The following is a 15,183-nucleotide window of genomic DNA, read 5'->3' as shown; positions in this document are numbered from 1 at the left end:
GGACGCAAGAGCTTGGGAATGGTTTCGCAGTTTTCGCCACCCGTTGAAGCCCCGCCCCTCCCAGGCCTCCTACTAAAGTACCGCGAAAGTTCCATCGGTTGTCTGAGACTCACCCACGTTACTTGGAGGGGGCAAATCCAGCAGCGCCCCTGATGTAACCCTTAAGGTTGACGCCCTAGGCAAAGAGGCGAGCCAGCGATGGCTGAGTGAGCAATGCCCAAGAATGCGTCTACCCGACGACGACGTTGATCGCGGGATAGTGCGCCGCTGAGCGAGAACTGCCGCACTCGATTCCGATTCAACTGCGAATGCCTCAGCTATCTGAGAACGTCGCCCGCGAGCCAACTCGATTACACTTTTCCATTCTAACGGTACTCGCCGGATTCGTCTGAAACCTCTTTAGTTCGCGGCATACACACTCCGATTCTGGAGCCACCAAAAAACTAGGGCTGGGTTCTCTTTTCCAAGTCCGGAGGCGGGGTCGGAAGTCTAATACTCGTGAAGCGTCGCGAGGCGAACTTCCACTGATCGCCGACTTTCATATACTCGTCGTCGTAGAAGCCCGTCCCAATCCACTCCATCTCCCGCGCCGCGCTGCGCAGTTCCACGTAACATCTGCCAGTCGCCTTGGTCTTGCTGTGCAGAGTTACGACATGGTTGTGGATGTAAGGACGCGGCGACGTCTCGCCGAGCGCCCGCTCGTACATCCTGCGAAGCTCGGCGCGGCCTTTGGTCGTTGCCTCTCGCTCGCGTCCTTTAATCACAAATATCCCGTCCTCGACGAAAAGCTCGACCAAGGTCTTGAGATCGTTTTGCCAGACGCAGTCGCAGTAACGTACGGGCAGTTCACGAATCGCTTCGCGATTGGCAAGTTCGATTACCAGTTCATCAGTCGTTTTCATGATTTCATCCTCGACTAGTTTTCTTGTTTCAGGCCAGGCCTTTGCGAATAACTCCTTTCTCGTACAGCGCATTCACGCGAGCGGGCGCGTATCCCAAGTAATTTGTTAGAACTTCCTCGTTGTGCTCGCCGAGCAATGGAGCATCCAATTCGAGGCGTTGTGGAAACTCCGAGAAGCGAAGCGCGAAACCGGGAACGTCGAAGTCTCCCAGAATGCGATCATGGACCGTGCGAACTGTTCCCCGCTCACGGAGGTGCGGATGCTTGACGGCCTCCTCCAGCGACAGAACAGGCGCGTGCGGCACGCGATATTCCTTCATCGCCGCCATCGAAACGTCGTCACTCGGCATCGAGTCGAGCCACCCTTCGACCGTGGCGACAAGTTGCGTCAGATTTATCAGTCGGTCAGCGTTCGTCTTGAAGCGTGGATCGTCCGCTAGTTCGGGACGGTTCATCGCGCGGCACAGGCCCGCAAACTGATGTTCGAGTGGCGCGATAATTATTATGTACCGATCCTTGGCCTTGAATATCCCGGCCGGTACCGCATACCAGGAGTGCAAGCCGGAACGGGTCGGCTTGATTGCGCCTTTGCTGAGACTGAGCGTCTCGACTCCTGCCTCGTGGTAATGGAAATAGGTATCGAGCAACGACAAATCCAGATACTGCCCGCGTCCGGTTCGCTCGCGATAGAGCAAGGCGGCGCAGATCGCGCCCATCGCATGTGCCCCGGTACTCACGTCTCCGATAGCCGTCATAATCACATAAGGCGCGCCCTCGGGCTCGCCGCCCATCGAAACAATTCCCGCGTACGCCGCGCCGAGGTAATCAAAGCCCGGCTCGTTGGCCAGAGGTCCGGTTTGACCGAATGCAGAAATCGAACACATTACGACTTTCGGATTCAGCATCTTCACCGAGTCGTAATCGAGGCCGAGTCTGCCGATCACTCCGGGCGCGAAATTCTCGACCAGCACGTCCGTCTGGCGAATCAGCTCCTTGATTATCGCAAGACCTTCGGGCGTCTTGAGATCGACGCAAAGGCCTTTCTTGCCGCGATTGTGCTGCACGAAATAGCCGCTGCGGCCGTTGATCAGGACTTGGGCCCCGCGCGAAGGATCGCCCGTTGGCGCCATCTCGACCTTGATCACGTCGGCGCCCATTTCGGCCAGCATCAGAGTGCAGGTGGGGCCTGCCACGATCTGCGTGAAGTCGAGGACCTTGTAGCCGTCCAACACGTGTCGAGGTCGATTGTCGGTCATGACCATCTCTCCAAAACCCGCGAGATTTGGGCGGTCAGTCAATAAGCATCGCGTAACTCTCGACGACGGCCGCTTCAAGTTCCTCCAATCGCTCTCCGCATTGGTTTGAAGCTCGCCTGCTCGACGCCGGTATCTTTTATCCATAGTCGGATGACGCGCCGACTGCCAAGTGTCTGGACTGTGTTTTGGAATAACGTGAACAGGAAAGTATGGCAGCGGCGGTGCGGCATCTCGTTAGAAAGGCGATGTCCTGGCGAACTATCTCTTCTCTGTGATGCGTGGGCACTCGGTTAAGATCTGGACCGGCTGACGGAGGTTGCAGCCTGATGCGAACTGCACAACAGGATGTAACCGGTCAAGTCCTCGAATCGGACCATGTATCCGGCTCAGAGCCCTTTCACGAAGTTGACCAGCAGCTCGTTGACCTCGCGAGGCCGCTCCTGCTGCACCCAATGGCCGCATCCGCTGAGTACGTGCGAGCCACGCAATCCGGGCAGCGTCTTGCTGAAGTTAGCGATCGCGGCCCCACCCCATCGTGTCGGCCCGTCCTTCTCGCCGCCGACGAACAGCGACGGCACGGTGATCGGCTGTCCCGCGAACGCAGCCAGATCTTCCCAGTCGCGGTCCACATTGCGGTACCGATTGAGTCCGCCGGTGAGACCGGCGCGCTCAAATTCGCTGACGTAGAAGTCGAGGTCTTCGGCTGTCAACCAACCGGGCAACTTTTCCGGGACCGTGAGCCGGTCGCGCATCATCCCGCCGTGAGGAATCGTAGCCATAGTGCTGCCGGCGGGCGGTGCGGGCGCATCGCCCGAAGCGCAGTAGTAAAAGCCCAGCAGCCACCCTCTGACGTCGGGCTCGATCTCGGCTTCGGCGCGACCCGGCTGCTGAAAGTACTCAATGTAGAATTCCTCCTTGCCACCCATCGCGCGGAATGCCTCGCTTGGCCGGCGCGATCCTCGGGGTGAATATGGGACGCTCAGGAGCGCCAGCGCGCGGAAGACGTCGGGGCGCAACAGCGCGGAGTTTGCTGCGATCGGCGCGCCCCAGTAAGTGGCCGACAATAGTCGCGCTCGTCTCACCGAGCGCCTCGACCACGCCCAAGTTGTCGGCGACATGCTTTGTCATCCGGTACTCGTCAATCCCCGCTGGCGCCGACGAGCGACCGTAACCGCGCACGTCGATCGCCGCCGCGCGGTAGCCCGCGGCGGCAAGCGCATGAAGCTGATGCCGCCACGAGTACCAGGATTCCGGAAAGCCGTGGACCATTAGGACTAGCGGACCCTTGCCCGCTTCGACGAGGTGGATGCGAATACCGTTGGTCATTACGACGCGGTGCTTGAGTTCAGCCATCTGTGTAGACTCCTCACCGAATTGGCCGAACTCTATCTCAGGTCAGGGCGCATTTGTATGGTGGCGCCCATCGAAGACCTTGGGTGTGGTCTGAGCTCCCTTGTTCTCGGACTATTCGGGAGTCGTCAGTCTGGTACACCATCTCATAAGCCTGAGAGCTCGAACTCGTCAGCAACGCCGCGCGCCGGGCGGGTGATCCATTGCGCGACGGCCAGACGCGGCAAGGTTGATTCCTGTCGGGTTCTCCTCGACCATCAATGGCTGGCGTGCACACGGTCGGCTTTTATGTTGTCATAAACGATAGCAATCGAGTCGAGATAGTAACCAGGGTGGCCGGCCTCGCCAATCTCAGGAGCAAGTTCTTTCTTGCGTCCCTGCGCCTTGGCTGTACCCGTATTCCCATCACTGTCTTGAAGCGTCAGCGGCAGGCCGGTCTTAGCGATGTCCGGATTGACTTGGGACTGGTCCTCGACAATCACTAGTGCGTCGGCACCGGTCTCGCATCCTTTGCTCTTCAGCGCCGCCCACACCTGGTCCTGTTGATCGTCAGCTCCCCAAGCTTCGACAATTGCTATCCTTCGATGGGCAGTGAGAGGCTCCCTGTTTAAAATCGACATGACGCAGTCCTCCGGCTTGGGCGGTCGATCGAAGCTTGCTGTCTGTGTAAACGAGGCTTTCGGTGGGGGGAGCTGCCAGGCGCAGCCCGCCGCTGCCAGGCATGCTATCGCAACGGCGGTGAAAGCTGCGAAGACTCTGGTCGTAAGGCGACGCACAAGACTAGCGGTCCCTTTGATTGTAAAGCAGTGAGGTATCTATCTAGGGTGCCGTGCGCATCTTAGCTTGCCAGGTACCCTGCTCCACCTTTGACCCCTGCAGAGTACAGGTATACTCACCGTGCGCGGTATGATCGATAACCTTGCCTTGATAGTCGCAGCTAGATGAGTCTGGTTGTACGATAACTGTCAGCTCCCACCGACCGTCGCCTATTCTGCCGCCTGCAATAGTTCCGGTTTCCTCGAAATTACGACAGAAAGAGTTCGATTTCCTGCCTGACTTGCAAGTATATGTCCCCTCAATCTGCCCGTCGGCGCCCTGTTTGATATGGAATCTGATGCTTCGAATTTTGCCGGCGATCTTATTAGCTTGGGGACCTGTTGTGGTCGTTCCAGCCCATTCGCCGGTGAAACCACCGGCGCTTGTGGCTGCGTTCGCGGCGGCGACTGTACAATTCGTGAACGACGGCATCTGTTGCGCCAGACAAGTAGCCCAAACCATGACTGCTGTTAGGAATATTAACCGCCAAACATTCCGACTCATTGCGCTACTCCTTTTCTCAGATATTCCAAACCGCAGCGGCTAAAGGATTTGATACTTCAACTGAATAAATATTTCCTGCATACCTTTGCGGGCAAACTCTCCGACCAAGTCATTTGAATGTCCGATGAAGAATTGGCCGCCCAATTCCGCCGTAATATTGTCCGAGACGTCGTAGATTGCGCGCGGCCGAAACCACCATTCGCCCGCATCCGAGTAGAAAAACAGACACTCGGAAGTTAGTCGTTGCTCCATAGATGTGTTCTGCAGGAATAGAGTGAGGCTCGTCTTGACCGCGTTCAGCTCGGCATCGCCAGGATTTGTGAGCCCTTCCTTTTGCGGATTCGAGCCCGGAATGAAATCCTGAAGAATCTGCCCACTGACCAGGGTCTGAGTATTCGTTTCCGGAGCAAGGAACGGGATGCCATACACGTATTTGTCTATCCCCAGCACGTAGTCGGCGGTGTTTCTCTTGTAGTTAGCCACCAGGTTCGGTTGCACGTTGCCGTAGAATTGATTGTTGATAGTCCCAAGGAATTCACCGCGAAAGACGACATTTTCAATATTCAACAGCGGTATCTTATAGGCGTTGTAGTCGAAGGAACCTCCAATCTTGTGCACCCGATCTGGCGAAACGTTGTACAGGAACCCGAGAGGATCCAGCGGCGAAACCGGCACGAATTCAGGTTTCGCGTGGGGCAGACTTGTCCAGCCGTAGAAGTAATTCACGGTATATGAGAAGTTTTGGATCGTATGCGACCAACGCGCCCCGGCTGACCAGTTCTTCAATGTTGTCGCGGGTTCGAAGTCTCTGTCATACAAGTTAGGTAGCACACGGAAACCCACGGTATTCGCCGTGTGCTGGAATTCATCAAATCCCCTGAATGACCATGGCGAGACCAGCGGCGGAGCAAAAGTGTCCTGTTGGTAAAAGGGGTCGCCAATCAGCTGCAAACTCGCGTTCTGCAGCACCTGCCGCGGTAAGGTGTAGTTAACATTTATCATCCACAGCGGAATCCGCACATCTTCGAAATTGGGATAGAATGGCTCCCGATAATCGAAGGGATTGATAAGGTCCAATAGGCGAAATCCGTCCGCTTTTCCCCAGACAACCTGTTGTTTACCTATCCGGGCAAATAGCTTTCCGTCCTCGTCCGGCAACTGGCCAAGGTTGTAGTCAAAGTAAGCTTCCCGCAATACATCATCGTATTTTAAGGCGAATGAATTGCTCAGTGCATGAATCGCTTTTGGGTCCGCGCTCCAGTGGTTACCACCCTGCACATCGAAGACGTTGTCGATGAATCCTCGCAGCTTAATAGTCATAGACAGATCTTTGTAAAATTGGGTCTTACCGTCAGCCAGCAAGAATTGTTCGAACCGGTCCACGACACTATTCTGACCCAGGAAATTCCTGCCACCGTCGAGAAATACTCCGGTCCGGTTGCCTGCGGTCACCTGTATCGAAGTATTGTAATCTGGTATTTCTAGTGTGTGTCCTGAAGCACAGGACAGAACCAGAAACAGGACCAAAGCGGTCACGACGGTCGCTATACGCTTATCCCCCGGTATCAACTGAGCCCTCATAGCTTTTCCCTCTCGTTATCCCTTTGATCCGGCGCCGGTTTTAGCCCTCACATTACAAAAACAATCACCAACTTAGTTGAGTTAATCTAGGACACGGATCTCACTGGTTCCGCAGGTGCCATCTCCTCTTCTGTAGAACGAGTGAGATAGGAAGGGCGCAGGACTGCCCATAGCGCCGGCGTTGCGAAATATCCGAGGATAAAGCACAGCGCCAGAATAAGACCCATACCGAAGCCGACGGTTCCCACGTACAATGCGATCGGAATCAGCGCCCAACACCCTATAATAAGAGCCAGATTCGAGGTCACCAGCGCACGCCGGATCTTGGTAAACGACTGGATCAACGCTTCGTCGAAGTCGCCGAGCAACGCATACTCTTCTCTGAAACGGAACAGAAGATAGACTTCCGAATCAATGCCCACGCCGCTCGCGATGGCTAATGCCGTTGTCATATTCGAGTCCATCGGCACGCCGACGACGTGCATGATTGCCATTGTGATAAAGATTCCAACGACAAGAGGCAGGACTAGAAACAATGGCATTACAATCGAGCGCAACAGGACAACGACGAGCACGAAGGTGGCCGCCATCGAGAGTACGGTGCCCAGCACCAGCCACTTGCCGATACTGTCATTGAAAGCACTGGCGATGGCGATGGATCCTCCTCCTATGATAGGCTCAAGCTTTGCGCTACTAAGGTCCTTGTCCGCCGCGGCGTACGCTGCCGTCATAACGCGCGACACCGTATCCTTGCTGGTGTCACGTACCAGGATGTCGATCGCTGCGGTCTGATGGTCGGGACTTACAACCGCATCAAACACACCGGGTTCTCCGTCCTCATACATGAAGACGTACTCAGCGACTCCGCGTTCGCTTGAAGGTAAGGCTAGCGCTTCGGGCTTGTCGCCATACATCAACCGGTTCATCACTTTGAGAAAATCAGGCAGCCCTAAGGTTCCCGCAACACCAGGAACTTTCTTCATGTCGTTCTCGAATCGATCCATACCCTGAAGGACATCCAGGTCGGCGTTCACCAGCGCGTCGCCCTTGGTCTTTGCCAAAACTACCAGAGGGTACACTCCGCCAAAATATTCGCGAATATGCATCTCCATCTTGTAGATCTCATTGTTCCGCCACGAACGAGTAAGAGCGTTGTGGATCGCGTAGGTGTTGTCCTGCGAAAATTGAAGCTGGGATACGACAGCAGCGGACCAGATGAACGCGACAAGCACGACCCCAAAAACCGTGACATGCGCCCAACGCTTCTTTACCATCGTGCGAACGATGGCTTCAGTAATGCCATCCATCTTCGTGCGCTTCTGCTTCGCCACCCGGCGAATCAAGCGGCCCCTCATTACCAGGTAGAGGCCCGGCATCAATATGAAGAATTCCGCGACTGTCACTGAAATCAGACCGAACGTGGTAACTCGGCCTAGTAACGAAACATTCTCGAAGGGAACGAACGAGAGCACGACGAACGCCATCACATCAGCCAGCAGCGAGATCACCATGGGTTTGAAGCGCATCGCGAACGTATCTACAAAGGCGTCCTCGTCGCTCACCCCCTGGAGGGTAGAGTCATCGAAGAGCCGCCGCAGAAACTGCACCGCGTGACACGAACCCGCCGCCACCACGATGAATGGTGCAATCAGAACAGCGGCGGATCCCAACACGCTTCCGAAAAAGAGACGGTAGATCGCGAACCCGCATAGCGAAGCGAACAGACCTACCAATATGGGCATGATGGCTCCCGCGAGCCGTCCAAGGAATAGGTATAGGATGATCGCCATTACGACCAAAAAGAACAGGAAAGCGATGCCAACGTACGTCAGTCCTTCACTGTTTACCCAGCCGATAATGATCGGGGTACCGCCGGCTTCGATTAAGTCATGGCTGTCGGTATATCTCTCTCTCAGAGAATTGACCTGTTTGTAGATCTCTACCGGGTCCGTGTACGGCAACAAGTGCCCCATGGAGTCTTTGACCGGAGTCGTCCGGAAATCAGCCGCGATCACGGTCGCCTTGGCATCCGGCGAGACTGACACTAGTGGTCCCTTGATGAGAGGGTTGTGCTCAGCGCCCCAGCGGATGCGGTCCAAGGCGGTTTGATCACCCTCGTCCGGCACCCTGTCCATCAACGGCTTATTTACTATGAAGTCCTCGCCATTGCGGTTCTCGAACTTCATGTATCGCGCGGTCACATCTCCAATCGAGCGCACCGTGTATGGAATCACGCCTTTCATGCTTAGCAAGTCGGCCGTGATTTTCTTGACCTTCTCCAGCGTTGCATGATTGTAGATGTCTCCATTTCTGGCGGTGACCATAATGACCACGTGGTTCGCACCGCCGAAGCGCTCCTCGATCACCTTGGCGCGCTTCACCAATGGATCGTTCTGAGGCGCCCACCGTCCAGGCTCGTCGTAGAGTTTGAACTGCAGCGTCGAGTAGATACTCAGCGCGAGGCAAACTGCACCAATTGCGAGAAACAGGTACGAGTGGCAGAGAATGAATCGGCCGATTTCTCTCAGCCATTTCTCTTGAGTCGCTCCGCTATTTTCCATCCACCTGTATCTCTCTGCCCTTAGCGTTCAGCTTTAAGGTCGTCGTTCGAACTAACGGGAAACTTACAAAGGCTTTGCGCCCGCGATCCTTTGCCACACCATTTCCGAGCAAACTGTATGTTTCCCGATCGGTTCTTTACGGCTTAGTCACTACAGCAGGATCCTGAGGCCATGGATCTTCTGACAGAACCCAATTTGCCGGTGTCGGCCCATACTGCGTAGTGCTCGTATACTCGTTGGTTAGCAGATCAGGATTGAAGAGATCCTCGGAAAACTTCGTATCGAAGAAGGACTCTTCCCAAGGAACGTTTTTCCGACGATGCGCACCCCAGAACACGCTTTTATAGCCGGTCCGCGTATCGAAAAAACTGTCGGTACTGAAAATCAGGTAGCTTGGCGGGACATTCGGATCGATTAGCGTCGCCGGACGGTGATTGTACCAACCGACGCGAATCACTTCCCCATTCTTGTCATACGCAAATTCCTGGTCGACTCCGAATGTGAACATGTTGACCCACTGGATCTTTTTTGCGAACCAGTAGTCCGACTCTTTTGGTGTCACTTCGACCACCCAATGAGGACAGCCGATCCCGTCGAGACGTTCCTCCTTCTTCTCCCACCCTGAGTCTCCAAAACCCCACTGCTTCGGACCGGGATCATCCATCAATTCGAGACGCAGCACTTTGTAGTTGTGGTTGTACGGTGAGGTTTGTGGCAGGTCTTCGTTTCGAAGCGGAGTACCGGCGAAATAGTCCTGCTTGCTCGCCGTTGCGAGGCGTCTTACTTTGCGGACGGAGGGCAGGTAGAGCCATCCGTCCTGTTCTTTGACCGGATCATCGTAGACGAACGTCAAAAAGCCGATGCCTCGTACCGACCTCGGCGCCGTAAGCACAATGAAACGTTTGTTCAGAAGCGGGGGAGTTGTTGAATTGCGGACTGCCTTGTACTCAGGCCGTAGGTACGCTCGTTTCCACTCGATTCCGCACCGTGTTCGGACCTCACCGCCCGCCGAGATGATGTCGAAGCAAAACCCGCCTTTCCAGTCGAGCATCTGAGATGTGTCCTCAACTAAGACCCATCCACGCTCGACATCTTGACCATCCAACTTGGCACGCTCATCCATCGTCTTATCCATCGGATAGTAGGGCGTTTTTTCGCCGAAAATTTTCCAGTAGTAGGACGGGCCCTGTTGTTGCAGCTCCCTGGGTTGCCACGGTTTAGGACTCCAGGTGACAGTCTTGTCCCCCCAAGTGACCTTGAAATTATTGGTTCCGGCGATAGGCTCGACGCGCCATTCTTTTCCACCGATCATCTTCGAGAAGACACCGCCAGGGGCAGCGGGATTATCGTCCGCGGCGAGGGCGGGCACGACGATCGATCCAATCAATACAGCTGCAGCCAATCCCCATTGCCATCGCATAGTGCACCTTCCTCTATCGTTATTGGTTATGTTGCGGGGTTCTCACACAGCTAGCGATCGACCGCGCGCCATTGTTCATCTCCAAGGTTGTTGCCCTCGTGTAAGTCTCGGACTTCAGTTCTAGGCCTTAGCACAGCCCAAACAGTGCGCGTACTGACCGCATCTGGCGCACCGCGTGGCGGGAGATTGACGCCGAACGCAGGTTCATTAGGCGCATGACCTGCCGTGGAGAAATAATCTTGGGGAAATCGAATATCGAAGACGCTGACCAGCAGCATCACTTTGCTTGGGGTAGTCGGGATGCGCATTTAGCTCGCTTTCGTTCCGAAGCCTCGCAGATCGCAATGCTGTTACATTAAGTGACCGTTGCGCTGCTGCATCAAGCAATGCGTGTGCCATTCGGGTCTTAGCAGAAACGCCCAAGATTTAAAGATATTAGCGATGTTGGGAACGCCTTTCGCTTCTCTACAAGTCTATCTCACGAGAAATCGTGATCATTCTCACGCCTGTTCGGACTTACGCAGTTTCCGCCCCTATGGATTCTCGATGCTTCGATGCGGCTAGCAATCGCCGATGTGAGTCGGCTTAGGCACACAGATTGCTCCGAAACTTCTCGGAAGTTAATATTCTTTAATCCTTGTCCGCCGGTGACCCATGTTCTCTAGCTGGATCGCAATCCGCAGTCGGGAACTGTTGAGAGTCAGCAAGTGCGCAGCTCTTATGATGCTTTGCTCCGGACCTGTGCAGGCGCAGTGGCCGGTGCACATGTCGGTACCTGAGATCGTGAATATCAGGCTCATCGGTTATCTCGGAACGTGGCAGCCCCACCGCGGCACCACTGACGTCACCTTGGGCTACGGAACAAAAATCTATCATCTCCAACTGCAACGATTGCGGGTGTTAGCCGGAGAAGAAGACCCGTCAGACATTCTGGCCGACGTTGCGCCCTATTACCCGAATTTCATACTCCAAGGCCCTGAAGACGAGCTTCGTCAGCTCGATTGGGCCAAGCCGGGTGAGCACATCGAAATTACCGGGACCATCCGCGTAGGTCTTCAGCAGCTGCGCATAATGGACATTAAGATACGACCTCAGGTTGGGGCCGACACGTCATCGTTACCGGGCGCTATGATGACCACGCCGACAGCGTTAGCCGGTTCCGGGTCGTGAGCAGACGACTGGTCGCTGCTGGCGGTCGCGAGGAGTCTAATTGATGGCGAAGAACGGGTTGCAGCGTGCTGTCATCGCTTGCGCGGTGGTACTAGGACTGGTGGAAATCGTTGCACCTGGTGGCTGTGTCAGTGCCGCGGGAGAAGCGGGGCAGCATATCGCGCAGTTGCCCAGCACGGAAGCGAAATGCAAGTACGTGCTCGAGGTATGCGCCCGGGCCAGGCGATACGACGCGGCCTACCTGAGTGCGAAGAAGGACGTCGAGCGCGATTCGAGCGTCGAAAACATCGATCGATACCGGGAGGCCTTTGTGGACTCTAGCGCCGCGGCCACTGAGTTATCCGACGCTGCAAAGGCCGTCGCCCTCGAGAACGGGAAATCTCCGAAGTGTTTCGAGCCTTGTGCGGACCTCATCGACCATCAGAGCGACGGCGATATGCCTTGAGCGGGGCATCACGCGTTGAGCCAAGGGACTTCAAGGACGTCCGGCCTGAATCATTCGGCGAATGCCTCGATCATCGCTTCATGATTAGCTCGGGTTACATCGGGTTCGACCGCGAAAAATGGGCAAAACAGAAGTGTGGTCTCAAACAGTCCATCAAACGCCCGCAGTTGGCGACGCACGTCGTCTGGCGTGCCGGCCAATACCAAAGCGTCAATCATTTCCTCGGTTACAGCGGCAAGCATCGCCGGGATGTCGCCGCGACTCATCGCGTCTTGTATCGCTAGCTTCGCTTCGGTAAATCCCATCGGGTCGAGGACAATGTCGAAATACGGCAGGGTTGCGTAGAACGCTATAATGTGGCGGCTGAGCTGACGCGCCTGACGAGCATCCTTGTTCACCGCGCAGCACTTAATAGCGCAGATTTCAACATCTTCCAGAGAACGTCCCGATGAATCCAGGCCGCGCTTGAGATTTGGGTGCACGACCTCAGTCAGGTATTTCACGGTGTTCAGTGTGTTTACGATGATGCCGTCGGCATGAGTGCCGGCCAGCTTCAGCATTCCCGGCTGCACCGCCGCCAGAAAAATCGGAATACGATCGTAGGCGGCCGGGATAAATCGACGGTAGTCTTTTATGTTGTAAAACTCGCCATTATAGCTAACCGGGCGTGTCGGTGTGGACATCCACATTGTCCGAATGCATTCGATGTACTCTCGCATGCGTGTGACGGGCTTTCGATACTCCATGCCATGCCAGTTCTCATTCCAGACTTTGGGTGCTGTCCCGAGTCCCAGCACGAATTTCCCTTGCGTGTACTCAGCCATGGACATAGCGCTCATCTCGGTGAGCATCGGTGGCCGAGCGAAGTGAGCGACTCCGGTTCCTACCCGCAAATTCGGTGCTGCTGCGGCCATCGCCGCCAGCGGCACGAACCCGTCACGCCAAAGCTCGCACGACCAGACGCTATCTGCACCTGCGTCTTGCGCCATCCTCGCGTACGAGATCAGATCCTGCATCGAAAGATTCTCGCCGCCCAGGAGGACAGCCCATTTCCGCTTACTCTGACGCCTCATCCACTTCCTCTCAGGCGGCTAACTCCGCCTGCATATGCATTGTAGGTTGCACGCCTGAGGAACCATTTTACTGCTCCCCTACCAATGCGGTACTAGACCTTTGTTTCGACTCAGTTGCTCCTGGTCTGAATGAATTGCCATACCCGGTCGGGTGTGAGCGGTGTCTGCATCATGCGACCGCGCACCCCTAATCGTCGCAGCGCATTTTGCGTTGACTACAATCACACCCTCCACTCATTTGACATTCAGTTCGTCATCGGAGCATTGGGAGTGCTGAAGAACAGCAAGGCATATGCCAGCCCTCGATGGATCGGACATTGGAGCCCTCTTAAAAAGAGTTTGAAATGTTGGGCTTTCGAATGTCGGAGTTGTCGTGCTTTCCATAGCTCTCGCGATTATCGCGAGTGGCACGATAAATCGTGAATCAGTACTCACGATCTGTCGGAACGCGATGTCCTACTCCGCGAAAACTCAGAAAAATCGGGGCGCTGGATTCAGCGACGACGCCCCTAGTCCTTACCGGCGCGTCCGGTACGCCAATCGCAGCGCACGAAGCGACCGACTTGTACTCCATGATCTTCGCCTCAATCTCCGGAGGCCCAATCCGGTAACCCGATCTCTTTATTACGTCGTCGCCGCGTCTCTGAAAATAAAGATATCCTTCGTCGTCCATGTGGCCGAAGTCGTCCGAATGCGAAGAGTGCGGAAGGTGGAGAGCACGATCCCGCCATCACCCGGCGAATAGGTCTGCTCGGTGAGGCATTCTCTCGGCATGCCTGGCAGTATCGTCTTGCCGTTGGGAATCGATACCTCCAGCTGCCACCGCAAGGTGCGCTGGTGGCAAAGCTCTCCCGAAGCACCGCGACGGCTCAAGGAAGCGATTGAGCGAGCAGCTCATGGCGAGTTCGTCAGGTACGACGTCAATATCGTCCGCCGGGCCACCGGCGAAGAAATCCCTATGACAAAGTGGGGTGGCATAGAGGAAGCAAATGGCGCTAGCGTGGAATGCGTCGACGGGCTAGTGGCGTGACGATTGGGTGAGCGGGGTTTCTGGAATAACTGGATGCTTGACAGCACCAGCGTCACCAAATGGGGGTTTCTATGATTGCTGACTCGACCGTTCGGGGCGACGCGCACGTTCCGCAGCCTGCCACCGCGATCGCATCTCACCTGGTGCGCGCTGACAAAGCCGATGAATACCAAAGGGCGCAGACTGCTATTACTGATGCGGCGCGAAAGTTCCCCGGCTTCGTCGGCACGGAAGTCCTTGGCCCAATACCTGGAATGCAGGCGGAGTGGGTGGCGATTTTTCGTCTCGAATCCAACGACGCGATGAGGCGATGGCTGGACAGTCGGGAACATGCGGAGCTAGCGGCGCGAATCGAGGCCTGTCTCTCCGAGCCGCCGCATTTGTTGCTGCTCGCCAGCGACGACAACGCCGAGCCGCCGGTCGCGATGGTTTTCACGCATCGCGTCGCCAAGGGCAAAGTCGAGGACTATCTCGAGTGGCGGCGCAAGGCGATCGCAGCGCAAGCGCATTACCCCGGCTATCTCGCGACGGAATTTTTCAGGCCGCACGGCACGTTTCAGAACGAGTGGGTGGATATCGTGCGCTACCGCAGCGTCGACGATCTCAATCGTTGGATGGAATCGGAAGAGCGGCAGTCGCTGCTCAAGGAACTCGAGCCGATCGTCGAGAGCATGCACGCGCATCCGTTGACTGGGCTCGAGGGGTGGTTCGCGCTGAATCGCGAGCCCGGCGCGACGGTCGGCGTACCGCCACGATGGAAGCAGGCGTTGGCGGTACTGTTCGCGCTTTATCCGACGGTGATGGTTCTGACGTTTCTCAATCCACTTTGGCACAATTTGTCGCTCGCTGAATCGATGCTGATTGGCAATTTTCTTTCGGTGAGCCTGCTTACGTACCTGGTCATGCCACGGGTGAGCCAATTTCTGAGTTTCTGGCTCGAGGCTCCGACGCGCGACTGGAAAAAGGAGGCGCTCGGCTTGTCGACGGTCGCGATCGGGCTGATCCTCTTCGTTCTTATATTCCAGGTGCTGTGAACGATTTTGAAATTTGTCACCGGCGTAACATTTATTACGGCG

Annotated in this window: 12 protein-coding genes; 3 read left to right on the top strand and 9 right to left on the bottom strand. The window is 55.8% G+C overall.

Features of this window, described 5'->3' with window-relative positions; translation table 11 throughout:
* Positions 1–443: 443 nt before the first annotated feature.
* From WB650_RS18780 to WB650_RS18745, 8 genes are all read right to left on the bottom strand, one after another.
* Positions 444–902 carry a nuclear transport factor 2 family protein gene (locus WB650_RS18780; RefSeq protein WP_422306161.1) on the bottom strand — a complete coding sequence of 153 codons (459 nt, stop codon included), beginning with the start codon at positions 900–902 and terminating at the stop codon, positions 444–446.
* A 28-nt stretch (positions 903–930) separates the two neighbouring features.
* A complete protein-coding gene (locus tag WB650_RS18775) occupies positions 931–2,157 on the bottom strand; it encodes a CaiB/BaiF CoA transferase family protein (protein WP_422306159.1) in 1,227 nt (408 codons plus the stop codon).
* Positions 2,158–2,543: 386 nt separating this feature from the next.
* Entirely contained in the window at positions 2,544–3,083 is a 540-nt protein-coding gene (locus tag WB650_RS18770) for an alpha/beta fold hydrolase (RefSeq protein WP_422306157.1), read from the bottom strand.
* Positions 3,055–3,510: an alpha/beta fold hydrolase gene (locus tag WB650_RS18765; RefSeq protein WP_422306155.1), complete on the bottom strand. Its 456-nt coding sequence runs from the start codon at positions 3,508–3,510 to the stop codon at positions 3,055–3,057. The genes WB650_RS18770 and WB650_RS18765 overlap by 29 nt, the downstream gene beginning before the upstream one ends.
* Positions 3,511–3,764: 254 nt before the next feature.
* Complete coding sequence (locus tag WB650_RS18760; RefSeq protein WP_422306154.1) at positions 3,765–4,127, bottom strand: hypothetical protein; 363 nt, start codon at positions 4,125–4,127, stop codon at positions 3,765–3,767.
* Between the two features lie 739 nt (positions 4,128–4,866).
* Positions 4,867–6,363: a DUF1302 family protein gene (locus tag WB650_RS18755; RefSeq protein WP_423961591.1), complete on the bottom strand. Its 1,497-nt coding sequence runs from the start codon at positions 6,361–6,363 to the stop codon at positions 4,867–4,869.
* Between the two features lie 131 nt (positions 6,364–6,494).
* Entirely contained in the window at positions 6,495–8,969 is a 2,475-nt protein-coding gene (locus WB650_RS18750; protein ID WP_423961589.1) for an efflux RND transporter permease subunit, read from the bottom strand.
* Positions 8,970–9,105: 136 nt separating this feature from the next.
* Positions 9,106–10,389, bottom strand: a complete 1,284-nt coding sequence (locus WB650_RS18745; protein WP_422306148.1) for an outer membrane lipoprotein-sorting protein — start codon at positions 10,387–10,389, stop codon at positions 9,106–9,108.
* Between the two features lie 765 nt (positions 10,390–11,154).
* Between WB650_RS18745 and WB650_RS18740 the strand changes: the two genes are divergently transcribed.
* Both WB650_RS18740 and WB650_RS18735 read left to right on the top strand, forming a co-directional pair.
* Positions 11,155–11,559: a hypothetical protein gene (locus tag WB650_RS18740; RefSeq protein WP_422306146.1), complete on the top strand. Its 405-nt coding sequence runs from the start codon at positions 11,155–11,157 to the stop codon at positions 11,557–11,559.
* Between the two features lie 43 nt (positions 11,560–11,602).
* On the top strand, positions 11,603–12,004 hold the full coding sequence (locus WB650_RS18735) for a hypothetical protein (RefSeq protein ID WP_423961587.1): 402 nt from the start codon (positions 11,603–11,605) through the stop codon (positions 12,002–12,004).
* Positions 12,005–12,054: 50 nt separating this feature from the next.
* Here the strand turns inward: WB650_RS18735 and WB650_RS18730 are convergent, their stop codons facing one another.
* Complete coding sequence (locus WB650_RS18730) at positions 12,055–13,020, bottom strand: LLM class flavin-dependent oxidoreductase (protein ID WP_422306142.1); 966 nt, start codon at positions 13,018–13,020, stop codon at positions 12,055–12,057.
* A 1,158-nt stretch (positions 13,021–14,178) separates the two neighbouring features.
* On the opposite strand from WB650_RS18730, the gene WB650_RS18725 reads away from it, so the two are divergent.
* The gene (locus WB650_RS18725) at positions 14,179–15,141 is read left to right on the top strand and encodes an antibiotic biosynthesis monooxygenase (protein ID WP_422303352.1); all 963 of its coding nucleotides are present in this window, start codon (positions 14,179–14,181) and stop codon (positions 15,139–15,141) included.
* The last annotated feature ends 42 nt before the right edge of the window (positions 15,142–15,183 follow it).

Origin of the sequence: Binatus sp. (SeqCode), assembly GCF_049584895.1 — a bacterium.
GTDB lineage: Bacteria > Desulfobacterota > Binatia > Binatales > Binataceae > Binatus.
Note: the sequence above shows the minus strand (reverse complement) of the source record. Positions and strands in the feature narration are given on the sequence as shown.

Coding starts and splice junctions, on each gene's coding strand:
- WB650_RS18760 (WP_422306154.1), bottom strand. CDS start 4,127: ATGTCGATTTTAAACAGGGAGCCTCTCACTGCCCATCGAAGGATAGCA.
- WB650_RS18740 (WP_422306146.1), top strand. CDS start 11,155: ATGTCGGTACCTGAGATCGTGAATATCAGGCTCATCGGTTATCTCGGA.
- WB650_RS18775 (WP_422306159.1), bottom strand. CDS start 2,157: ATGACCGACAATCGACCTCGACACGTGTTGGACGGCTACAAGGTCCTC.
- WB650_RS18770 (WP_422306157.1), bottom strand. CDS start 3,083: ATGGGTGGCAAGGAGGAATTCTACATTGAGTACTTTCAGCAGCCGGGT.
- WB650_RS18730 (WP_422306142.1), bottom strand. CDS start 13,020: ATGCAGGATCTGATCTCGTACGCGAGGATGGCGCAAGACGCAGGTGCA.
- WB650_RS18735 (WP_423961587.1), top strand. CDS start 11,603: ATGGCGAAGAACGGGTTGCAGCGTGCTGTCATCGCTTGCGCGGTGGTA.
- WB650_RS18750 (WP_423961589.1), bottom strand. CDS start 8,969: ATGGAAAATAGCGGAGCGACTCAAGAGAAATGGCTGAGAGAAATCGGC.
- WB650_RS18745 (WP_422306148.1), bottom strand. CDS start 10,389: ATGCGATGGCAATGGGGATTGGCTGCAGCTGTATTGATTGGATCGATC.
- WB650_RS18765 (WP_422306155.1), bottom strand. CDS start 3,510: ATGGCTGAACTCAAGCACCGCGTCGTAATGACCAACGGTATTCGCATC.
- WB650_RS18780 (WP_422306161.1), bottom strand. CDS start 902: ATGAAAACGACTGATGAACTGGTAATCGAACTTGCCAATCGCGAAGCG.
- WB650_RS18725 (WP_422303352.1), top strand. CDS start 14,179: ATGATTGCTGACTCGACCGTTCGGGGCGACGCGCACGTTCCGCAGCCT.